Annotated in this window: 27 protein-coding genes; all 27 read left to right on the top strand. The window is 54.1% G+C overall.

The features are described from left to right. Position 1: 1 nt before the first annotated feature. Positions 2-442 carry a flagellar FliJ family protein gene (locus AC6IZD_RS11605; protein ID WP_497783474.1) on the top strand — a complete coding sequence of 147 codons (441 nt, stop codon included), beginning with the start codon at positions 2-4 and terminating at the stop codon, positions 440-442. Between the two features lie 178 nt (positions 443-620). Further along, entirely contained in the window at positions 621-2,261 is a 1,641-nt protein-coding gene (locus AC6IZD_RS11600; protein WP_497783473.1) for a hypothetical protein, read from the top strand. Between the two features lie 36 nt (positions 2,262-2,297). Then, on the top strand, positions 2,298-2,618 hold the full coding sequence (locus AC6IZD_RS11595; RefSeq protein ID WP_497783472.1) for a flagellar hook capping FlgD N-terminal domain-containing protein: 321 nt from the start codon (positions 2,298-2,300) through the stop codon (positions 2,616-2,618). Further along, positions 2,618-3,910 (top strand): flagellar hook protein FlgE, encoded by a 1,293-nt coding sequence (locus tag AC6IZD_RS11590; protein ID WP_497783471.1) that lies wholly within the window; start codon positions 2,618-2,620, stop codon positions 3,908-3,910. Before AC6IZD_RS11595 ends, AC6IZD_RS11590 begins: the two co-directional genes overlap by 1 nt. A 250-nt stretch (positions 3,911-4,160) precedes the next feature. Next, positions 4,161-4,463 carry a FliM/FliN family flagellar motor switch protein gene (locus AC6IZD_RS11585; RefSeq protein ID WP_497783470.1) on the top strand — a complete coding sequence of 101 codons (303 nt, stop codon included), beginning with the start codon at positions 4,161-4,163 and terminating at the stop codon, positions 4,461-4,463. Further along, entirely contained in the window at positions 4,460-4,897 is a 438-nt protein-coding gene (locus AC6IZD_RS11580; protein WP_497783469.1) for a flagellar biosynthetic protein FliO, read from the top strand. Before AC6IZD_RS11585 ends, AC6IZD_RS11580 begins: the two co-directional genes overlap by 4 nt. Next, a complete protein-coding gene (fliP, locus tag AC6IZD_RS11575) occupies positions 4,894-5,649 on the top strand; it encodes a flagellar type III secretion system pore protein FliP (protein ID WP_497783468.1) in 756 nt (251 codons plus the stop codon). Before AC6IZD_RS11580 ends, fliP begins: the two co-directional genes overlap by 4 nt. A 2-nt stretch (positions 5,650-5,651) precedes the next feature. Next, positions 5,652-5,921, top strand: a complete 270-nt coding sequence (locus AC6IZD_RS11570) for a flagellar biosynthetic protein FliQ (RefSeq protein WP_497783467.1) — start codon at positions 5,652-5,654, stop codon at positions 5,919-5,921. 5 nt (positions 5,922-5,926) lie between these two features. Beyond that, positions 5,927-6,688, top strand: a complete 762-nt coding sequence (gene fliR / locus AC6IZD_RS11565) for a flagellar biosynthetic protein FliR (protein WP_497783466.1) — start codon at positions 5,927-5,929, stop codon at positions 6,686-6,688. A 1-nt stretch (position 6,689) separates the two neighbouring features. After that, the gene (locus AC6IZD_RS11560; protein WP_497783465.1) at positions 6,690-7,796 is read left to right on the top strand and encodes an EscU/YscU/HrcU family type III secretion system export apparatus switch protein; all 1,107 of its coding nucleotides are present in this window, start codon (positions 6,690-6,692) and stop codon (positions 7,794-7,796) included. After that, a complete protein-coding gene (gene flhA / locus AC6IZD_RS11555) occupies positions 7,796-9,886 on the top strand; it encodes a flagellar biosynthesis protein FlhA (protein WP_497783464.1) in 2,091 nt (696 codons plus the stop codon). The genes AC6IZD_RS11560 and flhA overlap by 1 nt, the downstream gene beginning before the upstream one ends. Positions 9,887-9,904: 18 nt before the next feature. Next, positions 9,905-10,705 (top strand): sigma-70 family RNA polymerase sigma factor, encoded by an 801-nt coding sequence (locus AC6IZD_RS11550; RefSeq protein ID WP_497783463.1) that lies wholly within the window; start codon positions 9,905-9,907, stop codon positions 10,703-10,705. Further along, the gene (locus AC6IZD_RS11545; protein ID WP_497783462.1) at positions 10,690-11,670 is read left to right on the top strand and encodes a flagellar motor switch protein FliM; all 981 of its coding nucleotides are present in this window, start codon (positions 10,690-10,692) and stop codon (positions 11,668-11,670) included. Before AC6IZD_RS11550 ends, AC6IZD_RS11545 begins: the two co-directional genes overlap by 16 nt. Before the next feature lie 2 nt (positions 11,671-11,672). Continuing rightward, positions 11,673-12,482 carry a FliM/FliN family flagellar motor switch protein gene (locus AC6IZD_RS11540; protein ID WP_497783461.1) on the top strand — a complete coding sequence of 270 codons (810 nt, stop codon included), beginning with the start codon at positions 11,673-11,675 and terminating at the stop codon, positions 12,480-12,482. 14 nt (positions 12,483-12,496) lie between these two features. Beyond that, entirely contained in the window at positions 12,497-13,327 is an 831-nt protein-coding gene (locus AC6IZD_RS11535; RefSeq protein WP_497783460.1) for a cyclic di-GMP-binding domain-containing protein, MshE-related, read from the top strand. Between the two features lie 69 nt (positions 13,328-13,396). After that, positions 13,397-14,269, top strand: a complete 873-nt coding sequence (locus AC6IZD_RS11530; protein ID WP_497783459.1) for an HDOD domain-containing protein — start codon at positions 13,397-13,399, stop codon at positions 14,267-14,269. A 128-nt stretch (positions 14,270-14,397) separates the two neighbouring features. Beyond that, positions 14,398-15,138 carry a flagellar basal-body rod protein FlgF gene (gene flgF, locus AC6IZD_RS11525; RefSeq protein WP_497783458.1) on the top strand — a complete coding sequence of 247 codons (741 nt, stop codon included), beginning with the start codon at positions 14,398-14,400 and terminating at the stop codon, positions 15,136-15,138. 9 nt (positions 15,139-15,147) lie between these two features. Beyond that, the gene (gene flgG, locus AC6IZD_RS11520) at positions 15,148-15,939 is read left to right on the top strand and encodes a flagellar basal-body rod protein FlgG (RefSeq protein ID WP_497783457.1); all 792 of its coding nucleotides are present in this window, start codon (positions 15,148-15,150) and stop codon (positions 15,937-15,939) included. 5 nt (positions 15,940-15,944) lie between these two features. Then, positions 15,945-16,478, top strand: coding sequence for a flagella basal body P-ring formation protein FlgA (locus AC6IZD_RS11515; RefSeq protein ID WP_497783456.1), 534 nt, complete (start codon positions 15,945-15,947; stop codon positions 16,476-16,478). 2 nt (positions 16,479-16,480) lie between these two features. After that, complete coding sequence (locus AC6IZD_RS11510; RefSeq protein WP_497787579.1) at positions 16,481-17,188, top strand: flagellar basal body L-ring protein FlgH; 708 nt, start codon at positions 16,481-16,483, stop codon at positions 17,186-17,188. Between the two features lie 2 nt (positions 17,189-17,190). Beyond that, entirely contained in the window at positions 17,191-18,321 is a 1,131-nt protein-coding gene (locus AC6IZD_RS11505) for a flagellar basal body P-ring protein FlgI (RefSeq protein ID WP_497783455.1), read from the top strand. A gap of 1 nt (position 18,322) precedes the next feature. Continuing rightward, positions 18,323-18,712: a hypothetical protein gene (locus AC6IZD_RS11500; RefSeq protein ID WP_497783454.1), complete on the top strand. Its 390-nt coding sequence runs from the start codon at positions 18,323-18,325 to the stop codon at positions 18,710-18,712. A 69-nt stretch (positions 18,713-18,781) separates the two neighbouring features. Further along, positions 18,782-19,063: a flagellar biosynthesis anti-sigma factor FlgM gene (gene flgM / locus AC6IZD_RS11495; RefSeq protein WP_497783453.1), complete on the top strand. Its 282-nt coding sequence runs from the start codon at positions 18,782-18,784 to the stop codon at positions 19,061-19,063. 454 nt (positions 19,064-19,517) lie between these two features. Continuing rightward, positions 19,518-20,882 carry a flagellar hook-associated protein FlgK gene (flgK, locus tag AC6IZD_RS11490; RefSeq protein ID WP_497783452.1) on the top strand — a complete coding sequence of 455 codons (1,365 nt, stop codon included), beginning with the start codon at positions 19,518-19,520 and terminating at the stop codon, positions 20,880-20,882. Between the two features lie 5 nt (positions 20,883-20,887). Beyond that, entirely contained in the window at positions 20,888-21,781 is an 894-nt protein-coding gene (gene flgL / locus AC6IZD_RS11485; RefSeq protein WP_497783451.1) for a flagellar hook-associated protein FlgL, read from the top strand. Positions 21,782-22,011: 230 nt separating this feature from the next. Continuing rightward, positions 22,012-22,419: a chemotaxis protein CheX gene (locus tag AC6IZD_RS11480; RefSeq protein WP_497783450.1), complete on the top strand. Its 408-nt coding sequence runs from the start codon at positions 22,012-22,014 to the stop codon at positions 22,417-22,419. A gap of 104 nt (positions 22,420-22,523) precedes the next feature. Beyond that, positions 22,524-23,048 carry a chemotaxis protein CheW gene (locus AC6IZD_RS11475; RefSeq protein ID WP_497783449.1) on the top strand — a complete coding sequence of 175 codons (525 nt, stop codon included), beginning with the start codon at positions 22,524-22,526 and terminating at the stop codon, positions 23,046-23,048. The last annotated feature ends 65 nt before the right edge of the window (positions 23,049-23,113 follow it).

The raw sequence follows: 23,113 nt of genomic DNA, 5'->3' as shown, positions 1-23,113 counted from the left end.
CATGTCATTCAACTTTTCACTCTCTGCCGTGCTGCGATATCGCAAAGAACTTGAGAAGCGAGAGGAGCGAATCCTTGAGCAGCACCGTGAAGTTCTGAGTAAGTTGGAAAAGCAACTTGCTGAATTGCGCGCCGGGTTTCAGATGCTCGCGCGCGAGCGGTGCAACATCTTGGAGCGTGGGGCCATAGCTCACGAAATACAAGCTCTTGAAGCAACGCTCAAGCAGATGGAGTTGTGTGAGATTGAACTGAGTCAAAAGATTGTCGCGGCAAAGAATAACTACGATAACCAAATGAAGAGGTTCCTTCACGCTCGACAGCGACACGAAATTGTTGCAGAACTCAAAGATCAGCAAGAAGAAGCGTATTACCTGGAATACGAGCGGCGAGAGCAACAGAGCCTTAACGAAATGTTCTTGTCACGCAGGCATAGAGAACAGTAGGCATCGTTTGCCTAGCAAATGTGGGCATATGGTGCCTAGCTCGGTTCGGTCGTCGGCAATGGGTTCGATTCTATCGGCAGGGAGCGGCGTAAGAATCAGGTTATAAACGAAATACAAAACTGATTCGGCTGCGATACAGAACAAGCTAATTGGCAATGTGCATGCAGAGTGAGTAGACGTGAAGCTAACCCTCAAAAACGCGCCAGTTGAGTCCACCCCGAAGAGTGTGCAGAGCCATCAGGCACACGCTGGATTTCGAGGGCTGGTTGAGTTCCTTGACATGGATGCGGAAGCTAATTCGACCGCGGATGCCGGAGGTAAGCAAGGCGTCGGCAAGCTGGGCGATTCTGATATTGTCGCTCCGAAGCGTAGCGGCGAGAAGTCGGACAAAGATGTTTCGGCCGTCATGCAACGGACGACAGATCTGTCCGTGCTTGCGTCACTTTTGCAAATGAGCACTCCCCCATCGCAGCCGAGCAGCATGGCTTGTCTTCAAGTATCGTCTTCCAGTAGTCCAACTGCCATCGAGTCCGAAGAGGGATCATTAGCTTTGTCTAGTGACTCTGGTCTGGCCTCTGCTCCGGACAGTGCTATTCCGTTGAGCGCAGCACATGTTGGAGACGCGTGGCTAATGCAGGGCGCCACCGCAATCGGCTTGCAGCAGAGCTCTGCTCCCGGTCGGGAACTCGCAGCAGACATCTCAGATGAGAGCCAGCAGATCCAGACTGCGACTGCTCTAGTTCCTGAGAAGAGACTTCATTCCGACGAGCATGATTCTCTAATCAAAGCGGATGTGACTGCAGCGGTGCCTCAGGTTCACTCACCGGTTCTTAATGATTTGGTGGCCCAATCGCAAGGCAGGATTGCGCAGGGGATGATGTCAGACGACGGATCTGCTGCCATGGCCCAGTTGCAGCAAACAGATGATCAGCCGCGGTCTGCTCAAATGACGGCGAACACCTCGGTCGAATTGAGTGCGAGCGCAAACACAACGAATGGTGATTTGGCTCATGGTGACGTGCGGGCGATAGAGGACCAGTTCTCAAACGTAATGCTTGGTCGAGCTGGAGCACAAAAATCGAGTCCGTCGAAGACGGTCTCATCATTGGGCAAGAAGGGGAGCGAGCCGAAGGCGAAGAATGGCAGCGACAGCGGTCTGAGCGAACGCAAGCAGGTTCAACTGGACGCCTCAGTTAAGCCCACCCAGAACATTGGACAGTCTACCGACGCTCACCAACAAAACGCGCAGCAGCGGACCGATGCAACGACGACCTTCAGCGTGCCACAACCTAGCGGGGAAGGCGCGAAGGGAGATGCTGCCGCTAAGGTTAACGCTTCCGAATCCCTCAAAGGTGCTGGAGAGTTGGATCCTCGAATGTCGGAGCCCTCAACCTCTCCATTGGGATCGGTACAAACTGCGGATCTAGTGCAACACCTGTCACAGTCGGAGCTTAAAGTTGGCATCCAGGCTGGTGAGTTCGGCAAGATCGACGTGCTCACTTCCATGAATCAGAATCATCTTTCCGCGAAGATTTACGTTGAGCACGAAGACATTCAGAAGGTGATGACAGGCAGTTTGCACGAATTGCAGCAGCAGTTGTCGAGCGACCATCGCATCAACGCCGATATAGAGTTGGTGAATACAGGGTTGAACAACTCACATTCGGGGCATCAGCAGCCGCAGCAACAAAGCCACCGAGGATTGGCGCAAGACTCGTCCGAATATCGCAATGAGGACGTTGTTCCCACGACCGCGACTGCCGAATACATTTACGAGCCATCTACTAGCAAGTCTCAAGGGCTGGACATGCACGTCTAGCCAGTTGCAAATTTCGATCGCAGATCAGGAGATTGTATGTACGTAAACTCGGTATTTCCAAAGGCGCAGGCGACGACGAACGCAACGCAGTCTTCGTCCACGTCCAATGCGGGGTCATCCAGTGCTTCGACTTCGCCGACTGTTGACAGCACGTTTATGACTCTGTTGTTGACGGAGTTGAAGTCGCAAGATCCCACCTCCCCAATGGATACGACGCAAATGGTGGGTCAAATGGTGAGCCTGAACCAGCTTCAGCAACTCATGAGCATCAATACCACGCTAAAAACAATGGCGGGCACAAACACCGGATCTGCCACTAACGATTCTGCGACTTCCTCTACGGCTGGAGATAACTAATGCCATCTTTCTCGATTCCTCTGTCAGGTCTGAACGCCGCCCAAACGGCTCTCTCTGTGGTCGCCAACAATTTGGCCAACATGAACACGGTTGGATACAAGGATCAGACGGTAAACTTCCGTGATCTCTTCTATCAGTCGATCGGCACCAATGGTGCAGGAGAATCGCTCCAGGTGGGTGCTGGCAGCGCTGTGGGCGCAATTGCGGCGAACTTCACCGGCGGGAACGTTACGAGCACTGGAGTTCCAACCGATCTGGCCATCAATGGCAACGGCTTCCTGATTACGAAGCAGGACGGGCACTACGAGTACACTCGCGCCGGAAATCTGATGGTCGACTCAGACGGATTCTTGACGACGCAAGAGGGCCAGCAGGTAATGGGGTATGGCGCGTCGAACGGAGTTGTCAGTGCAACCAGCCTTGGTGCCTTGCAAGTGGGTACTGGGTCCGTGGTTCCTGCAACTGCGACCACCACTCTGCAGATGACGATGAATCTCAACGCTGAGGCCGCAGTTGGTTCTACGTACTCCAGCCCTCTGACTGTTTATGATTCACTCGGTGCCGGTCATACGTTGAACTTCCAGTTCACGAAGACTGGGTCGAATGCATGGAGCTATACTGCCACCGCTCCGAGCACTGACTTGTCCGTTGATCCCGTAACTGGGAACCCCGTATCTTCGTCTTCTACGGCTCCGCTCACAATTGGTACCGGCACTTTGAGCTTTGATTCGAGTGGAAATTTGTCGACGGTGAACGGTGCCGCTGTCGGTAGTGGAAATGCAAGCATCTCGGGCATCGCCCTCAAGAGCTTGAGGGATGGAGCCGCCGACATGACGCTAAGCTGGACCGTGCTTGATTCAATGTCAAATTCACTTCTCAAGCAGACGGCGGCGGCGAATTCGACTTCAGCGCAGTCACAGAATGGTTATGCGAGCGGAACGCTGAACAGTTTCTCGATTACGCCTGATGGCATTATCGAAGGTTCGTACTCCAACGGACAGTCCTTGGCAATCGGTCAGTTGGCGCTGGCGCAATTTGGAAACACCAACGGGTTGACCCGCGTGGGAGCGAACTCGTTCCAGACGTCGTCGAGTTCGGGATCGGCTGTGATTGGCGTGCCGGGGACGGGTGGCCTGGGTACGCTGACAAGTGGTTCGCTTGAGCAATCGAATGTGGATCTTGCGACGGAGTTTTCGAAGATGATCACCAATCAGCGCGGCTTCGAAGCGAATGCTAAGGTAATCACCGCATTCGACACCATCACGCAAGACACCATCAACATCCAGCGATAGATTCGCTGAGATCTGTTAACACTCTATGAGGACTCCGCCAGTTCCATTCTCATTTCCCGGAGCTGGCGAGTCTCTCTAGATCATCGATTCTAACCATCTACTCAGCCCTGAGCTCTGATGGAAAGCACGACTTTCAAGAACCTCTACGTTCCTCAATCACTTACAGACAATCTGTCACTCTCTGAAATCTGTTCGTGTTCGGCACATCGATTGCATCTCCCTCAAGCGGAGTAGCTCGATAGTGCGCGCTATGAGTACAAGTTCACAGTCCGCTCAGTTGCCTGCAGATGATCGCGCCGATCATCGCGCGTTAGCACCGGCAAAAGAACCGACGGAAATGTTTCCGTGGTTGAAGTGCACCATTTCTCTCGAACTGCGCGTCGTGAACTTTACGATCCGAGACTTGCTCGCCCTGCGGCGAGGGACAGTTTTGGAAACCGCAGCCAAGGCGACCAGCGATGTTCCACTTCGCGTGAACGGGACCTTGGTTGGCTGGACTGAGTTCGAAGTGGTTGGAAATACGTTGGCCGTGCGCATTACGGAGTTGGCATGAGTTTGAGCGCGAGAAACAAGCGCAAGCTGCAAAGAGAGATAGATTCATCGAGAAATCTTCGTGCGATCGATGAATTCGAAGCGAATCCCATGGACGCTTCAGCGCCTCAATCCCAGACGAATGATGGTCTCCGCCCCGGAGCCCGCTTCAATGTCGCATCGTTCGTGACGAGAGCATTGGCCGCCGTTACAGATGCATGGAGTCGAATGCAGGAACGCAATCGGGTCCGGCAGCAGGCGCGCAAGTTGCGCGTTTGTGAGACAGCCCAGCTCGGAGATAAGAGATTCGTCGCTCTTATTCAGGCCGATGGCCAGCGATTCCTGATCGGAGCGACGAGCAGTTCCATCAATCTCCTCGCGACACTTGCCCCGTCAGGCGACGAATTCAAATCATTTCTACCCGAAGACCTTACATCGGAGATGGAGCAGCAGTGAGAAGACGCATTAGCTTTCTCATAATCCTGCTCGTATTGCTCGCCGGCAGCTTGCAAGCGGCACCGCTCATTCCTGAGCAGTCGCCAACTGCAGATGCTGGCGGCATCAGGATTACGGGGATTGGGACCGGAGCGACTAGTTCGTGGTCCATCGTCATTCTGCTGACATTCCTCTCCTTCTTGCCGGCGATTCTGATGTGCATGACGCCGCTGCTAAGGCTGCTGATCGTCTTCCATTTCCTGCGCCAGGCACTTGGGGTTCAGACTACTCCGTCGAATCAGACGCTAATTGGTCTTGCGATGATCCTCACGGTCTTCATCATGCAGCCTGTAGGTCAAACAATTTTCAACGATGCGGTTCGGCCGCTGCAGGAAAACCAGATCGACGCTACCGAGGCTCTGAAGCGAGCTACACCTGCAATTCGAAATTTCATGTTGCGCTATACCCGTGAGAAAGATGTCGCAATGTTTGTCGACATAGCGAAGGAGCCTCGGCCACAAAATCCATCCGACCTCTCGTTGAGAGTCGTGATCCCTTCATACATCACGTCTGAGCTCGCGGCTGGATTCCAGATTGGTGCGGTTCTCTTTCTTCCGTTTCTTGTGATCGACATGGTGGTTGCGTCCATCACCACCTCGATCGGAATGATGCAACTACCTCCGGTGGTAGTGTCCACACCACTGAAGCTGATCATTTTCGTAATGGTCGATGGATGGCACTTACTCATTGGTTCTCTGCTCAGGAGCTTTTGAATATGACGCCGGACATGGTGGTGTTGCTCGGACGATCGGTGCTCAAAGAAGTGGTCCTAGTGATCGCTCCCGTTCTGGGTGTGGCGATACTTGTGAGCTTGATTGTGAACATCATTCAGGTTCTCACTTCTATTCAGGAATCAACTATCTCTACAGTGCCTCGATTGTTGGCAAGCGCTGCTGTCGTATTCGCATTGCTGCCATGGATGATTCGCCATTTGGGTGATTACACAACCCACTTGCTTTCGGATTTCAGCCAGTACGTTCGGTGAGTGAAATGACGATTGAACTGCAACCTATCCTGAACACGGCCATCCCGATCGCGTTACGCGTGTCGGGCCTCGTGATATTCGCGCCGTTCTATGGGCATGCTGCAATTCCACCTCGAATCAAGGCGTGCTTGGTGTTGCTGCTGACGGCACTGTTGTTCCCCTTGCTGTCTCCGTCGCTGGCCAATGCTCCTTTGTCACCTTGGGTTGTGTGCAGCGAGATGATCATCGGCCTGGCTGTCGGCCTGACGTCGAACATGATATTTGAAGCGGCAATGTTTGCAGGACAGATCCTGAGCGTGCAGATGGGGTACTCGCTGGTGAACATCATGGACCCGACCAGCCAAATCGAGACTACGGTGATGTCGGTGTTTCACCAGACGATAGCGCTGCTGATTTTCATCCGCCTTGGCGTACATCACTGGATACTTCGCACGATCGTTCAGAGCTTCAATTACCTACCACCGGGTTCGAACCCGGTGAATGGAGAGCTTGTCTTTAGCGTGCTGCACGAGGGCGCGAGCATTTTGCAGCTTGGACTTCAGATCGCTGCGCCGGTGCTGGCCTCGACCATGGTCGCGGACTTTGCACTGGGGATGCTCAGCAAGGCGTCTCCTCAGTTGCCCTTGATGCTCATGGGGCCATCGCTCAAAAGCATTCTCGGGCTCGTAGTGCTTTCTGGTTCTATGTGTTTCTGGCCCGGGCTATTTTCGCGGCTGTTCAGCGAGTCGATGGGTTGTACCGAACGAATTCTGCATTTGGCGCATTGAGATGTCGGACAAATCGAACAAAACAGAAAAGCCGTCTCCACGGAGAAGACAGAAGGCGAGAGAGCAAGGCCAGGTTGCGCGTTCACGTGACCTGACGAACCTTGCCGCTTCGGGAACGGCAATCGCGGTAATGGTGTGGACAGGTCCGAATGCGCTTCAGCGGTGGCAGGGGATGTATAGAAGCATGCTCGATGTCGCCACGTCGGAACCGCTCACATTCAGCAGTCCAATACTGTTGTGGACCGTATTCGAGACTGTGCGATGGGCTGTCCCTGCAATGTTGGCAGCGTGGGCTGCCTGCGTCGCTGTCGGCTTTGCGCAAGGTGGCTTTGTCCTCGCGCCGGAGGCACTTGCATTCAAGTTCGAACGTCTGAATCCAGCCACCAAGCTTCAACAACTGTTCTCAATATCCGGAGCCGCGGGGCTGCTGAAGTCATTACTGCCATTCGCAGCCATGCTCTACGTCTGCGCAGGCATCCTCACCTCGCACTGGACGCAGATCGTCACTGCCTCCATGGTTAGCCTGCGCACCTACACGTTGTTCCTTGGATCGCTCTGCTTTGAGGTGCTCTTTAAATGCGGCCTCGTCCTCGCCGTTTGGGCCGGAGTCGACTACTTCCTTACCTGGCGCCGAATGGAGAACGATCTCAAAATGAGCCACCAGGAACTCAAGGAAGAGTTCAAGGAGTCAGAAGGCAATCCAGCCGTGAAGGGAAAGATCCGGTCGCTCCAACGGCAAGTTCGCAGAAAGAAGATGGTCAAAGCGGTAGAGACCGCGACAGTCGTGGTCACGAACCCCACCCATTTTGCAGTTGCTCTGAAGTACGAACTCGACATGGACGTCCCAATTGTTGTGGCGAAAGGGCAAGACCTGCTCGCGCAAGAGATCAAGGAAGTTGCGCGTTGGCACGGAATACCGACGATCGAGAATCGTCCCCTTGCTCAAGCCTTATACCGATCCGTTGAAATAGGTTCGCAGATCCCAGCCAAGCTCTACACCGCCGTCGCTGACATTCTCGCCTTCGTGTTCCGTGCGCGAGCAGAGGCAGCACGTGCAGCCGCCGCGCGAAATCGCCGGGGAACACCGGGGAATGGAGGTCAACAATAATGGCTAACAACAAAGGCCTGCTCGACACCATACGTTCTGCAGGAAGTGAATCGATCGTGCCTCTGGCTGTGGTGTGCGTAGTGTTTGTCATGCTCGTGCCATTGCCGGGATTCATACTCGACCTGTTGCTTTCCTTAAGCATCACTGCCTCCGTTCTCGTACTTTTGACTGCGTTGCAGTTGCTGAAGCCTGTCGAGTTCTCCGTGTTCCCAAGTCTTCTGCTACTACTGACGCTCTTCCGTCTCTCGCTCGATTTGGCGAGTAGTCGAAGAATTCTGCTGCACGGTAACGAGGGCATGGGTGCAGCGGGCACCGTTATAGAAGCGTTCGGCAAGTTCGTCGTCGGCGGTAATTACGTCGTCGGCTTCGTTCTGTTCATAGCTTTGATTGCAATCCAGTTTCTCGTCATCAGTCACGGTGCGGTGCGTACTGCTGAAGTGACTGCGCGCTTCACCCTCGATGCGATGCCAGGGAAGCAGATGGCGATCGACGCCGATATGAACGCGGGCCTCATCAATGAGGCGCAGGCTCGTGCACGTCGCAAGGCAATCGCACACGAGGCTGAGTTCTACGGCGCAATGGACGGCGCGGCGCGATTCAGCCAACGCGATTCGATGGCGACCATCTTGATCACGGTCATAAACATCGTCGCCGGATTCCTGATCGGAGTGCTTCAGCAAGGTGTGCCATTTGCCGACGCGCTGAAGACCTATACGGTACTCACCGTTGGCCACGGTCTGGTTACCATGATCCCGTCGTTGCTGGTGTCGGTTGCTGGCGGCATCGTCCTGACTCGCGCGTCGTCTGATGGAAAAGCGCTTGGGAGTGACCTGTCGACCCAACTATTTAGTAGCGCCAAACCACTTTGGATCACTGCCTGTGTACTACTTGCGCTTGCGATGATACCGGGCTTGCCCAAGCTGTCGTTCCTGGTGATAGGTGGCGTTCTGATCATGGTTGCACGCCGGATTAAAGAGCCGGCAGCAAAGCCTGCCGAAGGCGATGCAACCACGGATGCTGCTGCCGGACCTGGGCAGCAGGCAGCTTCACCCAATGCAGCGATTGAGAGCGTTATTAAGCTCGATGAACTGATGCTTGAGGTTGGACTCGGGCTTATACCCATGGTGGACGCCAAACAAGGCGGGCAACTACTTGGGAAGATTCGTTCGGTCCGCAAGAACCTCGCTCAGCACCTGGGATTCCTGGTGCCGTCGATTCACATCACTGACAACGTCTCATTGAAGGACCAGGAGTACGTCGTGTATCTCCGCGGCGTAGAGATCGCCCGCTGGGAGTTGCGCCGAGATAGTCTGCTGGCCATCAGTTCTGATCCCAATTCGCCGGCCCTGCCCGGCATCGAAACCAAAGACCCTGCATTCAACGTTGGCGCTAAGTGGATTTCGCCAAACTTGCAAGCTCAGGCGTTGTCGAGCGGATACACCGTTGTGGATAGAACATCCGTGCTCGCTACGCACCTGTCTGAACTGATCAAGCAGAATGCGCATGAAATGCTGACGCGGCAGGAAACGAAGCGCTTGGTTGACCGCCTCAGTGAGTCGCATCCGAAGCTCGTGGATGAACTGATTCCGAAACTACTCACGCTCGGAGAAACGCAGAAGGTGCTGCAACAACTCTTGCGTGAGCAGGTTTCGATCCGAGATCTCGGCACCATCCTTGAAGTCCTCGTTGACACTGCGCCGATGAACAAGAGCACGGTCATTCTCGTCGAAGCCGTACGGCAGGCACTGGGAAGAGGAATTGTGCGCGGTTTGCTCGATGAGACCGGCGGACTGAAGGTTTTCACATTGAATCAAGCGATGGAAGAAGAGTGCAGCCGAGCCGCCACTCAACAGCTTTCAGGAATGTCGTATGGCACGTTGCAAGTATCGGTCGCACGTCGTGTTCTGGACGGTTTACGTACGACGTTCGGAGAGCAAGTGCTGAACGCACCGCCAGTTTTACTGTGTTCATCGCCCGGCAGGTTCTATCTCAGGCGACTGCTTGAGCCCTTCCTGCCAAAGGTTGTTGTTATTAGCCCAACAGAGATTCCGCCGCTTGTCCAAGTACAGGCAATCGGTTCCGTACGGTAACGCAAAGAAGAGGATCCTATGTCCCGACGCCCCGAACGCGCTTATCAAAACACACAATACGACATGAGCGAACGTGATCGCCTCATTCTCGAGGAACTGCCGCAGGTGCACTACATCGCGTCACGCATTCGAGAACGTCTGCCGCAAAATGTCGAACTGTCAGATCTCGTCAACGCTGGAGTGATCGGTTTGATCGAAGCTGCGAACAACTTCGATGCCAGCAAGCCCGTGCTGTTCAAGACCTATGCCAAATTCCGTATTCGCGGAGCCATCGTGGATAGCTTGCGGGCGCTTGATTGGGGCTCACGATTGATTCGCCGCAAAGGTCGCGAAATTGACGCCGCAGCGGCGAAGCTGGAATTGCAATTGGGGCGCCAACCGAATGAGCAAGAGATCGCTGACGAATTGAACATGGACCTGAAGGAGCTATACGACACTCTGTCGCAGATTGACGGGCTGTTTGTTGTGTCGCAAAACGTGAGTGCGGCCTACGATCGCTCGGAGGTGCACGACCTGATCGAGAGCGCTCCGTCCATGGGCGAGGACGCGTTTGACATTTGCCTTAGAGAAGAGAACAGCGAGTTGCTTGCCGAAGCCGTGGCGAAGCTCGACGAGCGTTCGCAGCGAATCCTGTCCCTCTACTATCGCGAAGAGTTGACGATGAAGGAAATTGCTCAGGTGCTCGAAATCGCAGAGTCGCGGGTTTCGCAGATTCATTCGGCTGCAATCTTCAGGCTGCGCAAGAGCCTGTCGAGAAAGATCGGGCCTGCCGTGTTTCTTCCGAAGAAGAGTGAGGCATCCACATGGGCAAGATCCTAAGCCAGCAGGAAATCGACGTCATCCTCGGTCATGCTCGCAAGGCCGATGCTGACGCGGCGCCGACGAAGTTCGTGCAACTGTGGGATCCTCGCGGCTCTGGTCAGATGCACAACGATCAGGCGCGTGCAATTACAAACCTGCATGAATCCGTGGCGAAGAGCCTTACGCACTCTCTCGGCGCGTACCTGCGCGTTCCATTCGAAGTGTCATTGGTCTCGGTTGAACAACTCATGTTTGAGGAGTTCTTAGCCACCGTCCCCGAGCTCACTTACCTTGTTGCACTTGAGTTGAACCCTCAAGGTGTAATGGCCGCTCTGCAAATTGATCACGCGATTGTCTTTCCAATCGTGGACGTTCTGCTCGGAGGTTCAGGAAAGCAGCTCGACATTTCGCGAGAGGTCAGCGAGATCGAAGAGCAGATCATGAACGGCGTAACCAAGATCATTACTCGTGAACTCGGCACAGGTTGGGCACCGCTCGGGTTCGAAATCGATCTCGGCGAACGTCACTCCACCATGCAGATCCAGCGATTTCTTCCTCCGCAGGAAAAGGTGCTTGCCCTCAGCTTCGAGGTGAGCGTCAACGCGAGCAAGGGAACGATGAACCTCGTTTTTCCTGCAACCGTCAGCAACGCCATGCTTCGTAAGCTTTCGATTGACTGGGAGTATCGTCGCCCCCGCGGTTCGGAAGGCGTGAGCGCCAGGTTGCGGAGGAATCTAAATGATTGTGACTTCCAGGTGATGCTCGGCATACCTGCGATTCGGCTAAAGGTTCGCGAATTGTTCCAAGCCAAAGCTGGATCAGTGCTGACCTTCAATGTCCCAGAGACTTCGTCAGCCTCCTTGCTTGTCAGCGGACGTCCGATTTTTGATGGTACTCCCGTTAGGGTTGGAGTGAAGCGCGCAGCACAATTGAGTACTCGCAATGCCCGTGATTACTCGAAGCGTTCCGAGAGAAAGGGCTAACGATGGCATCCATAGACTCCACCCGCATTCTTCGAGATCTCTTTTGTGAGTCCTTCTCTTCGGTGTTCGAGCAAACTGTCGGAGAAGCCTATCCGTTGGGAGATGGCGACGCCGCAGCGACTGCAGACGGGGCAGATGAAATTTGCTATTCACTCCAGTTCTCAGGTGAGCTGAGTGGCAACCTTACCGTCCTTGTGAACAAGGCAGGCATGGCTGCTCTTGCGTCGGTTCTTCTTGGCATGTCGGACGAGATGGCAGAGTCTGAGCAGGAAGATGCGTTGCAGGAGATTGTGAATCAGACCGCAGGCGGAATGGCGAACTCTCTCCGCGATCGGTTTGGGGCCGCTGCCATCGAGGTCGTCCGCGAAGAAGCGAAGTCATCCAGCGATTCAGAAATTGTGCTGTCACCGGCATCTGGTGATAAGTCTGTTGTACTGAGACTGTGCATTTCGCAGCGACTCAAGGATTCCCTCACTCAGGCCGTAGCCGCCGAGGCTCCCGCACCACCTCCACCGCCGGTAGCCGAACCCAGCAAGCCGGTAGACGATTCCGGCCCGCAGAACCTCGGCTTGGTCATGGACGTCGAACTAGAGCTGACGCTTAGGTTTGGACAGAAGATACTCACTTTGAGCGAGGTCGCAGATTTAACTACCGGCTCCGTGGTCGAACTTGATCGTGAGGTCGATGAGCCTGTGGAACTTCTGCTCGGCGATCGCGTCATTGCTCTCGGCGAAGTGGTAATCGTCGACGGAAACTACGGACTGAGGGTCACCGAACTTGGTCCAATCGATGCTCGTTCTATGTTGTCGTAAGGAAACTAGAGTTTATGCGCCATTTATTACGTTACGCATTACCAGCCGTACAGAATCAACTCTTGCCCAAGTGCGCCTCGTCTGAATGCACATCGCGTTCAAAACTGTCGTTTCCGTTTCGCTCGGACGGCGTGTCGATCGGCGATGATTGGTTCTGCAGTGCAGATTGCTTTGAGTCCGCCACGCGCGAAACTCTCACGCGGCTCCGCTCCCGTCAAAGACTGCGAGTAGAGACCCGCAGACCTCGGCTGCCTTTCGGGTTGTCAGCTCTCTCTCTCGGTCTGATTACGGATAGACAGTTGCGTTTATCTCTTCAGCGTCAGAAGGAGAAGGGCGGCAGAATTGGCGAGAATCTGATGGAACTCGGATTCATGAACCAACCGCAAATTGCGACTGTCCTGTCTTCGCAGTGGGGCTATCCGGTTCTCGCGCTTCACGACAGGGAGATACGGCTTCCTTTGCATTTCCCGTCATCGCTGATGAAGATGTACAGCATGTTGCCTGTGCATTATGTTGCTAAAACCAAGAAGCTCGTAATCGGCATGGCTGAATTTGTAGAGCATCGAATCGTTACCACCTTGGAGACGATGCTTCGGTGCACGGTCGTACCATGTTTCATCACGCGTGATGAGTTCGAATCCCACCTGCCACGGGTGCAACCACAGCAGGAGGCCGAGGAGGTTGTGTTTGAACAGCCCTCGAGCACGTCTGAAATTGCTTCTATCGCGCGTAACTACGCGTGGCAGATAGATTCTTCTACCGCGAGCTTCTGCGTCTGCCAGAACTACGTTTGGAGCCGGCTCGAGGGCGCAAAGCTTTCAATGGACATTCTGAGCAGAATATGATCACGCGGAACACATACTTGCTGATGAAGTCGGGCAGTTCTGCCGATAGAACTGCGGCGAGTAGGTGTTATGTCGGATACAGTTCTGAATCTGCCGTATTCAATGATGGGGGGCGAGCATGTGGCCTTTGTGCATGCCCCCGAAGAGGTTCCAGCACTAGCCAGAACAGTGGTTCAACTGGAGCTTTTGCTCAAAGCACCGGTCATCGACCTTGAGCAGGTATGTAAGTTGGTCCGCTCCGATCTTGGCCTGCTCATCCAAATGTTCAGACATTGCGGATCCGGTACTGAACCGGGAGCGCAGCGAATTTCCGACTGCATCGTTCAGCTTGGAACCTCGCTCCTGACCGTATCGACCCCCCTGTGTTGTCCATCCAAGGTTCTGTCCCAGGAAGCCGAGGCGTTCTGGAAAGAAGCGGAGTTGGTGGCCATCGTGTCTGAGGCGACCGCGTCGTACTTTCTCGAATTGGGAGTGGAGAGCGAACAGGCTTACATCTGTGGACTGATACATAATATGCATCAGTTGCCTCGTGTTGTTGAGGGAATCGGCTGGGCCGGATTCCAATGCACGCCTTTCGATGCCGTGGAGCTTGCCACGCGCTGGCACCTGCCAACATTCGCTTCCGACTTTCTGACCGATGTTCATAATCATGTCTCGTGCGGCGAAATGACCTCGTTATCGCGCGTCGTTAGCTTCGCCCGCGCGTGGGTTGACAGGTCGATCCTGTGGGCCGAGACTCGCTCCGAAGATCGTCTTTCGACGTCCAGTGAGTTCGTGCTGAAGTATCTTCCGGTGCAGTTTGCGGAAGGCATTGAGCCTTTCCTGCAGAGCCTTGATGATCGTCTTGAAGGCATGCTCGATGATCGCACTATCCGTACGATGTACATGAGCCGCCTTTTCCAATTCTCAGATTACGGGCACTGCCAAATGAGAGCGCAGTAAGCTCTGAATGAGAGCTAATGTAGCTCTCATTCGTATGTTTGGATTTACACAGTTTTTCAGCTACTTACATCACTCACAAGGATCCGCGTTCTGGTAATTCGCTTGCTCTAGATAAAGCGGAGATCCAAATGGATAGCGGATTCTATGCAGCTTGTACGGCGCTGATGTCTAAAACGCAAGCATTGGACGCGGTCGCGAACAATCTCGCGAATGCGAATACTGCGGGTTTCAAATCACAGCGCAATCAGTTTCGAAGCATTCTCGCTAGTGTTTCCCCCACTGGCGCATCGCCTCTCAATCGTGCGGTCAACAATTACGGTCTTCTGGGTGGAACTAGAACTGATCTATCCCCGGGCAACTTTGAGCATACTAACAACGATCTTGACTTCGCGATTGATGGCCCTGGCTTCTTCGCCGTGCAGACAAGTGCCGGGCCGGTGTACACACGCAGCGGCAATTTCCAGGTCTCAGCCAAAGGTCAGTTGACGACTGGCGAAGGTGATTTCGTCCTTGGTGAGAAGGGGCCAATCAATGTGTCAGGCGGACAAGTGCATGTCGCAACGGATGGCACTGTCTCGGTGAACGGTGCGGTTGCGGGACGCCTCAAGATCGTAGAATTCCCGGCCAATACTTCGCTTACGGCGATGGGTAACAAATATTTGTCAGCTCCTGCCGCGGCCGCGACAGCATCGACGAAATCCTCTGTGCAGCAGGGCGTGCTCGAAGGCTCCAACGTGAATCCGGTGAACAGCGCGGTTGAATTAATCAACATTCAGCGCCAGGCCGAGATGATGGAGAAAGCGCTTTCGCTTTTTAACTCTGATCTCAATAAGACAGCAACGGAAGAACTTCCGCGCGTGAATCCATAAGGAATCCCAATGTTTCGTTCTCTATATACAGCAGCCAGCGGTATGACCGCTCAACAGATGAACCTCGACAACATTGCAAACAACTTGTCGAACTCTAGCACTGCTGGGTTTCGCAAGCGCCGTGTGCAGTTTTCGGACATGATCTACCAGAACATGGTGACACCGGGTGCGGCTTCGACTCAGCAGACCACGGTTGCGACAGGACTGCAGATCGGCCTTGGCTCTCGACCGGTTGCTTCTGAGGTCGTGCAGTCACAGGGTGATTTTAGTAGCACCGGAAATCCGCTCGACATGTCCATCAAAGGCACTGGCTTCTTCCAAGTCAAGATGCCGGATGGCCAAATTGCTTATACGCGGTCGGGTGCATTCCAGATGGACGCGCAAGGAAATCTGGTTACCGCAGATGGCTACGCGATCGAACCGGCTGTAACCATTCCGACGAATGCACAGAACATCACGATCGGCTCCGACGGAACCGTCTCGGTCACGATTCCCGGTCAGAGTGCCGCTCAGCAAGTGGGCTCGGTTCAGCTAGCAATGTTTGCCAATCCGGGTGGTCTGAACAGCATCGGCAATAACTTGATGCTAGCGACTACCGCATCAGGCGATCCTATCGTTGGCACTCCCGGAGGCTCTGAAGGACTCGGAAGTCTTCAGCAGGGAATGCTTGAGCAGTCGAACGTTAGCGTCGTTGAAGAGTTCATTCAGATGATTCTCGCGCAACGATCCTATGAATCGAACTCGCGCGTGGTGCAGGCGGCTGACCAGATGTTGCAGCAGCTTAATCAGTTGGCTAGGTAAAGATCATGAGGCTGAGCTGGCACATTTTCGCAAGCGTGCTTCTGGCTGGCGCACTGTACGCGCAATCAGAGGCTGCTTTCATCACAGCAGATGATGTCGTTGCTGCGATGAGAGAGAAAGGTGTCAATGTTGCGAAAGAACAGGTGTCTCTCACTGCTTCGATTCCGGCTTCGAAAACACATCCAGACCTCGAATGCATGAAGTTGGAACAGCTATCGTCAGATGTCACACGAGTGATGCTGCGCTGTGCTGATCGCACTTCGTGCATACCTTTCTACGCTGTTGTGAAGTCCTCTTCTGTGCAGGGGGCCCCTAGACTTCCAAAGCTTGAAAAGACGCATGCCGTTGTCACTCCGACGCTTAAGAAGGGAAGTGTCGTCACGCTGGAAATCACCTCTTCGGAAATGACAATTCGAGTGCCGGTTGTGTGCCTTGAAAACGGAAAGATCGGAGAAAGAATCCGAGTGTCATCGACAGATCGCAAGCGAGTGTATCAGGCAGAGGTTGTCGGTCCTGCAATGCTAAGGAGTTCGCTTTGAAAATGATGTCTCAGGCCAAGGTACTCCAATTTGCAATTGGCCTCCTCTTCGTCATGGCATCTCTGCCGGCCTGTGCCAAAGCGAAGCAGAAGGATACTTCTGCCGACATGCGCGCCGCCTATGTTCGAAAGGTGCAGCAGTCTTCGGTCGCGCAGCCAGTTGAGAGAACAACCGGCAGCCTTTGGACTCCGAATGCACCACTCGCGGATGTTGCGGCCGATTTCAAAGCAGCACGGCTGAATGACACGATCATCATTCAGGTAGTCGAACAAACGTCGGCACAGAGTAATGGCAACTCTGCGCAAAACAGAACCTTCGCTGCCAATTCCGCAGTTACCGGGATCGCAGGCCATGCACCCCCGGCATTGAATCCGATCATCAACGCGAGTTCCTCTCAACAGCTCAAGGGAACGGGGCAGGTTGCGGCGAGCTCCCAGTTGCAGACGAGCTTGACAGGCCAAGTCGTGTCGGTGCTACCGAATGGCAACCTAGTCGTCGAAGCGCAGCGTGAAACCTCCATCAATAGCCAGAAAGAAACAATGATCGTTCGCGGAGTCGTTCGGCCAGGTGATATCGGCTCAAACAATTCGGTGCTGTCCACTCAGTTGATGAATCTTGAAGTGGAACTTAAGGGTAAAGGCCTCGTGACCGACGCAACGCGTGGTCCTAACGCAATCTCACGCATTTTCATGTGGCTCGCCGGATTCTGATAATGAGATACCGAAAAGCAAAGCAACGGGTTTTCCTCGTGTGTTTGCTCCTTCTCTCCAGTGTTTGTTGGGCAGAGGCGGGAAAGGACACTCGTAGGGTTCTTGTGCGTGACATCACGACGATCTCTGGCGTGCGTGACAATCCCCTGATTGGATACGGTATTGTCGTGGGTCTGCATGGCACAGGTGACACACGACAGACTGTATTCACAACGCAGGCCCTTGCAGCCGCAATGGAAAGATTTGGCGTGCAGGTCCCTGCAAGTTCTGCTCGCGTCAACAATGTAGCGTCGGTATTCGTGACCGCGTCGTTGCCCCCCTTCTCGCGGCCCGGATTCACAATCGATGTCACCGTCTCTTCCATTGGTGATGCCAGAAGCCTGGAAGGCGGAGTGCTTCTGCTCACAGCCATGAAGGGCCCTGATGGTCAGGTATATGCGCTCGCGCAAGGGCCGCTTACTCTGGGTGGCTACAGCGCTGGCGGCAACGGAAACGTCAAGATGGTCAATCACTCGACCGTCGGTCGAATTCCTGAGGGAGCCATCGTCGAACGTGACACGTCGGTAGATCTATCGAATGAAAAAGTTCTGTCCTTCTCGTTGCGCGATGCAGACTTCACCGCCGTGCGCGACGTTGCCGAAGCGATCAACCACGATTTCGGAAAGGAAGTAGCAATTCCACGCGACAGTCGCCGAATCGACATCGACGTGCCCGGAGCTGGTCAGCCATCGGCAACTGCGCTGCTGGCGCGCGTGCAAAACGTCTCGGTGCTAATACACCCACGTGCAAAGGTCGTATTGAACGAACGTACGGGAACCATTGTCATGGGCGGCGATGTGAGTTTGTCCCCAGTTGCTGTGTTGCACGGCGGGCTATCAATCGAAGTCACCACGAAGTTCGTGACTTCACAGCCGAACGCGTTCTCCAAGGTCGGAGAAACCACGGTAGTTCCTGAGACGAAGCTCAGTGCCCAGGATGCTCCCGCAAAGAGCATTCGAATGGCTGAGGGCGCAAGCGTTGAGGAACTGGTCAATGGCTTACATGCAATCGGCGCTACATCTCACGACATCGTTGCGATCTTGCAGGCGATTAAGGCTGCTGGCGGGCTTCAGGCCGAGCTGGAGGTACTCTAAAATGAGCGAAATCGGACAAATTGGGGCGAATGCCTTTTCCCAACTTACGGCTGCAAAGGTTAACAACCTGACTCATCAGGCGCAGTCGTCCTCCGGAGAGTCGAAGAAGATTGACCGGTCCGCGCGAGAGTTTGAGTCGATCCTGCTGAGCACGTGGCTACAATCGGCTGAAAAGTCGTTTGCCTCGGTACCGGGATCGAATGAGGATGAGGAAAAAGATCCGACCAAGAATCAGTTCCAGGGTTATGCAATGCAAGCGGTTGCCAGCGCTCTCACCAGTTCCGGGGGAATCGGCATCGCCTCAATGATTTCTTCGCAACTCCATAAGAATGCGGAACTTGAGCAACAGTCGGCGGCCTCTGAAAAGGCGTCTGAGACTCCGCTGAAGTGAATTATTAAAAAATTCTAAAGTTTCCTCCGGGGATGCCGATATAGGAAGCGGTCTCACTGGAGATAGAAGATGCGAATTGATGCAAACCAAGTTTCAAACAACCAAGTTGAACTCGACAAGAGCGCAACCGGGAAAGTAAGTGAGCAGTCTCCATCCGTTCAGGAGCGGGTCGAAGATCGGACCTCTCTCAGAAACGATGCAGCCTCTGTGAGTTCGCTTGCAGCGAAGGCGATGGCGACCCCAGATGTTCGGCAGGCCAAGGTCGATGCTCTAAAGCAACAGATTCAGTCAGGGATGTACCGGCTTGATCCGAAAGAGATCGCCAAGGCAATACAGAACAAGGACGTGTAGTTGGCGCCATTTGTGAAGGGAATTCCCGGCCACGCCCGCGGTCTTCCCGGAGGTTGGGTATGCGACCAGAGGTCGAGCATAAAGGGGAAGTGAGTCCTTCCTCATTTCTGGGCACCATCGGAGAGCTTGAGCAGCACATTGCCGAAGCAACGGCTGCAATCTCACGAAACGATATTGCTGGTTTGGAAAGGCATGTTGAAGATCAGCAAACGCTTTGCGATCTTCTACAATCGGCCGATCTTAAACAAGTTCTTCGTGCCTCCGACTCTCAGATGACCTCGTTACTCGTCGCTGCCTTGCGGCATTTAGATCAAAAAAGGCTAGCATTCGCAGCCTTGATCTCGCGTTCTGCGCAATACCACCAAGTGCTCTTTGCACTATGCAAGAGCTACAAAGAGCATGAAGTGCACGGAGCCACGTTCCAAGCTGGTTCGGTGTCTTGCGAGGTGTAGTGATGTCTACTCTGAATGGCATACTTTCCATAGCGGCAGGTGCTTTGCAGGCAACTCAGGGTGCACTGGAAGTCACCACGAATAACATCGCCAACAGTAACACGCCTGGATACTCGCGCGAAGTTGTGAATCTCACGGAAGCACAGCCCGTTGATGGCGGCGTGCTCGCGTTAGGGAACGGAGTGACGCTCAAAGGATTCGAGAGCATTCGCGACGAAGTTCTCCAAATGCAGATTAATAATGAGACGCAACAGTCAGCCAGTTCCGAAGCTCAGGCGAATGCATTGTCGCAGATCGAGACCTCGTTCTCGAGTACTACCAGCGGTCTGGGATCCAGCATTAGCGCCTTCTTCAATGCTGTGAGCCAGTTGACGACCAACCCTGCGGATCCGACCTTGCGCCAGACTGTTCTGAGTAGTGCGTCCAGTCTCGTAGACGCGTTCCATAGCGCATCCAGTTCCGTGGCTCTGGTCTCCGCTGGTCTCATCGAAACTGTTCCGAAGAACGCGGCTGCGATCAACCAACTGAGCACGCAGATCGCTAACTTGAATGCTCAGATTGCCTCTGTGGCAATGAAAGGCCAAGACCCCGGATCCATTCAGGACCAGCGGGATAGGCTGGTTACCCAGCTATCCCAGCTCACGAGCGTCCAGACAACGGAGACGTCCGATGGCCAGATGATCACAACAGGCGATGGAACGCCGCTGGTTATGGGGAATAAAGCATTCAAACTCGATTCGTCCATCGGATTCGACGGACTCCCGCATATATCTCAGAATGGTCAGGATATTACGTCCTCGCTGACAGGCGGATCACTTGGGGCTAATCTGCAGCTTGTAAAGACCACTCTCCCGGGATTCTCCGATCAGTTGGATACGCTCGCCAGTCAGTTTAGCTCCGCGGTCAATGCAGCGAATCAAGCGGGCTACGATCTGAATGGCAATCCGGGGCAGGCGATCTTTTCGACAACAGGCGTGGGTGGCGCCGCCTCGACAATCAAGTTAGCAATCACTGGTGGCTCGCAAATTGCCGCAAGCTCGGACGGCGCAAGCGGCAGCAATGGCAACCTTACGAATCTTCTCGCCGTACAGAATTCTAAGTTGCCCTCGGGAATGACTCCGACAGATGCGTACGCTCAGGTCGTGTATGCGGTTGGCAGCGCAAACGCGACTGCTAAGGCCAACAACGACACCTCAGCCGCTGCCCTGAACCAACTGCAAAAGCAACAGTCCGCGATTTCTGGTGTCTCGCTCGATGAGGAGACCGCAAACATGATCCGGTACCAGCAGGCCTACCAAGCTGCGGCCAAGGTCATTTCAACCATTAACAGTCTCTACTCAACGCTGAACGCGATCACGACGTCATAGGTCATATGCGAGTAGCCACAAATTACTATTCTCAGTTTCTGAGTTCTATCAACACGATCCAGCAGCGGCAGCAGAACGAGCTGGAGCAACTTTCGAGCGGCAAGAGGGTCAATACTCCATCTGATGATCCAGCCGCGGCGTCCCTAGCGGTCGGAAACGCAGAGGCACAGGCAGATGCTGCGCAATACGAGCAGAACATCACCAGCGCTCAAGCTTTGATGCAGTCAGCCGCTTCTGCCTTGAGTTCCGTGACCGATCAGCTGAACCAGGCGATCTCGCAGGGAGTGACAGCCGCGAATGGAACCGTGTCGGCCGATCAGCGATTGATCATTGCCAACACAATCAGCGCGATTCGCGATCAGGTCATCCAATTGGCCAACTCATCGTTGCAGGGCGTGTACCTGTTTGGCGGGACCGCAAACACCGCGGCACCCTTTACGCTGAACTCGGATCCGACAACTGGCGTCACCTACAATGGCAATTCCAACACAAACTCTGTTCCGGTGGGTGAGGATTTGTCCGTTCAGGTGAATGTTGCGGGTAGCGACGTCTTCACTTCGGCCAGCGGCAACGTAATGCAAGCCCTGACCGACATGATCAATGCGTTGCAATCAAACTCGACCACAGGCATTGAAGCAGCAACGAGTTCTATAACGAACTCACTGAAAGTTGTGAATCTGCAACGTAGCGTGTATAGCCAGTCGATCAACCAGGTGAACACTGACAGCACCTATCTGCAGAATGTGAAGATGGGGCTGAAGACACAGGAAAACAGCCTTGTAGCTGCTGATATAACCTCGGTGATCTCTGACTTGACTCAGACGCAGGTTGCGCAACAAGCAACACTCGCAGCGGCGGCCAAGATCAGCCCAATGTCGTTGCTTAATTATCTACAGTAAGTTCCCTAGCTCGCGGCGCGAATCCCGAAGGACTTCAGCGGATTCGCGCCTTTTCTTTTCCTAAATCCCATCCAGTGCATGAACTTTCGTCAAAACTCCGCTGAAGATGCTCAGAATTGTGCCGATATAACTGCCACCTTATCCGCTTCAGAAAAGGCCGGTTTTCGCGTATGGTAACTCTCCCAAGTTCAAATGAAGTTGACGCGATCAGTTCAGAGATCTGGTCGTCAATGGTGAATATTTCTCTCTCTCCAGCAGCGAGTCCTCGGGATTTTCAAGCGGGGTCGGTTCGTGTTCTCTCCAGTGTGCAGATTGTGGGTAGTTGGCAAGGTGCCATCCGTCTGGATATGGGCGTGGACTTAGCACGTCAGGCGACGGCCCGATTGATTGGCGCCGAACCTGATGAACTCTCTCATGGCGATATTCAGGACGCAGCAGGCGAGCTTGCAAACATGACCGCTGGTGGAGTCAAAGAGCTTCTGGCCAGCCCGTGTGCGATCTCTCTTCCTACCGTGGTAATGGGAAGCGATTTCGAATTCACGGTTCAACAGGGTGTAACCCTTTATGAGTCTGTATTCGAAACCGACTTTGGACCTTTCGTCGTTTCGCTCATTCAAGGGCCGGACATGGTCAGCTAGCGACACCGGTGCTGGCGTGCGTTGCGAGTACAAAGGCGCAAACGCGGGGGCCCAGACACTAACAGTGGTTCAGCAATCACTCAGAATCGAGTATAGGAGCTGTCATGCAGTTAGAAAGTCCAGTCACGTCTTCTAAGCCCGGCGTGAATCCAACGCGCTCTGACAAGTACCTCGTCTTCAATCTTGGGAACGAGCACTTCGGCATCCGTGTTCTCAAAGTTCGCGAGATCATGGGACTCCAGGACATTACCGCCGTACCTCATACTCCCCAATACGTGAAGGGTGTATTCAACCTTCGCGGCAAAGTTATTCCCGTCATCGATCTTCGCTTGCGCTTTCAAATGTCTGAGGTCGAGTACACCCACCGGACCTGCATCATCGTGGTTTCGCTCGCAGGTGCGAGCGGGGATGCCGTGCCGGTCGGTCTTGTGGTTGACGGCGTGGTAGAAGTCCTCAACATCGCTGAGGGTGACGTAGAAGCGGCACCAGCATTCGGCGCCGATTTAGATACTTCTTACCTGCTCGGTATCGCAAAGTCGCGTGGCGAAATCAAGTTGCTTCTAGACATAGATCGCGCCGTGAATTGCACGGACTTTTCAGCCCTGGCGGCGGTCAGCGCAAACGCGTAAAAACCTGTGCTGTTCAGGTAAATCAAAGTGAGTGGCGAGATGGCGAACTGCGTAATAAACGATAG

It is taken from the genome of Koromonas humicola (assembly GCF_059726255.1).
The sequence above is the reverse complement of the archived record's forward strand: the minus strand, read 5'-3'. Positions and strand labels throughout refer to the sequence as shown.

Bases quoted from the DNA above. Each gene is read 5' to 3' on its own strand.
- AC6IZD_RS11595 (WP_497783472.1), top strand. From the start codon at position 2,298: ATGTACGTAAACTCGGTATTTCCAAAGGCGCAGGCGACGACGAACGCA.
- AC6IZD_RS11535 (WP_497783460.1), top strand. From the start codon at position 12,497: ATGCGCCATTTATTACGTTACGCATTACCAGCCGTACAGAATCAACTC.
- AC6IZD_RS11580 (WP_497783469.1), top strand. From the start codon at position 4,460: ATGAGTTTGAGCGCGAGAAACAAGCGCAAGCTGCAAAGAGAGATAGAT.
- AC6IZD_RS11585 (WP_497783470.1), top strand. From the start codon at position 4,161: ATGAGTACAAGTTCACAGTCCGCTCAGTTGCCTGCAGATGATCGCGCC.
- flgK (WP_497783452.1), top strand. From the start codon at position 19,518: ATGTCTACTCTGAATGGCATACTTTCCATAGCGGCAGGTGCTTTGCAG.
- AC6IZD_RS11570 (WP_497783467.1), top strand. From the start codon at position 5,652: ATGACGCCGGACATGGTGGTGTTGCTCGGACGATCGGTGCTCAAAGAA.
- AC6IZD_RS11540 (WP_497783461.1), top strand. From the start codon at position 11,673: ATGGCATCCATAGACTCCACCCGCATTCTTCGAGATCTCTTTTGTGAG.
- flgM (WP_497783453.1), top strand. From the start codon at position 18,782: ATGCGAATTGATGCAAACCAAGTTTCAAACAACCAAGTTGAACTCGAC.
- AC6IZD_RS11480 (WP_497783450.1), top strand. From the start codon at position 22,012: ATGGTGAATATTTCTCTCTCTCCAGCAGCGAGTCCTCGGGATTTTCAA.
- AC6IZD_RS11500 (WP_497783454.1), top strand. From the start codon at position 18,323: ATGAGCGAAATCGGACAAATTGGGGCGAATGCCTTTTCCCAACTTACG.
- AC6IZD_RS11510 (WP_497787579.1), top strand. From the start codon at position 16,481: ATGATGTCTCAGGCCAAGGTACTCCAATTTGCAATTGGCCTCCTCTTC.
- AC6IZD_RS11590 (WP_497783471.1), top strand. From the start codon at position 2,618: ATGCCATCTTTCTCGATTCCTCTGTCAGGTCTGAACGCCGCCCAAACG.
- AC6IZD_RS11545 (WP_497783462.1), top strand. From the start codon at position 10,690: ATGGGCAAGATCCTAAGCCAGCAGGAAATCGACGTCATCCTCGGTCAT.
- flhA (WP_497783464.1), top strand. From the start codon at position 7,796: ATGGCTAACAACAAAGGCCTGCTCGACACCATACGTTCTGCAGGAAGT.
- flgL (WP_497783451.1), top strand. From the start codon at position 20,888: ATGCGAGTAGCCACAAATTACTATTCTCAGTTTCTGAGTTCTATCAAC.
- AC6IZD_RS11515 (WP_497783456.1), top strand. From the start codon at position 15,945: ATGAGGCTGAGCTGGCACATTTTCGCAAGCGTGCTTCTGGCTGGCGCA.
- AC6IZD_RS11505 (WP_497783455.1), top strand. From the start codon at position 17,191: ATGAGATACCGAAAAGCAAAGCAACGGGTTTTCCTCGTGTGTTTGCTC.
- AC6IZD_RS11475 (WP_497783449.1), top strand. From the start codon at position 22,524: ATGCAGTTAGAAAGTCCAGTCACGTCTTCTAAGCCCGGCGTGAATCCA.
- fliR (WP_497783466.1), top strand. From the start codon at position 5,927: ATGACGATTGAACTGCAACCTATCCTGAACACGGCCATCCCGATCGCG.
- AC6IZD_RS11550 (WP_497783463.1), top strand. From the start codon at position 9,905: ATGTCCCGACGCCCCGAACGCGCTTATCAAAACACACAATACGACATG.
- flgF (WP_497783458.1), top strand. From the start codon at position 14,398: ATGGATAGCGGATTCTATGCAGCTTGTACGGCGCTGATGTCTAAAACG.
- AC6IZD_RS11560 (WP_497783465.1), top strand. From the start codon at position 6,690: ATGTCGGACAAATCGAACAAAACAGAAAAGCCGTCTCCACGGAGAAGA.
- AC6IZD_RS11530 (WP_497783459.1), top strand. From the start codon at position 13,397: ATGTCGGATACAGTTCTGAATCTGCCGTATTCAATGATGGGGGGCGAG.
- AC6IZD_RS11605 (WP_497783474.1), top strand. From the start codon at position 2: ATGTCATTCAACTTTTCACTCTCTGCCGTGCTGCGATATCGCAAAGAA.
- flgG (WP_497783457.1), top strand. From the start codon at position 15,148: ATGTTTCGTTCTCTATATACAGCAGCCAGCGGTATGACCGCTCAACAG.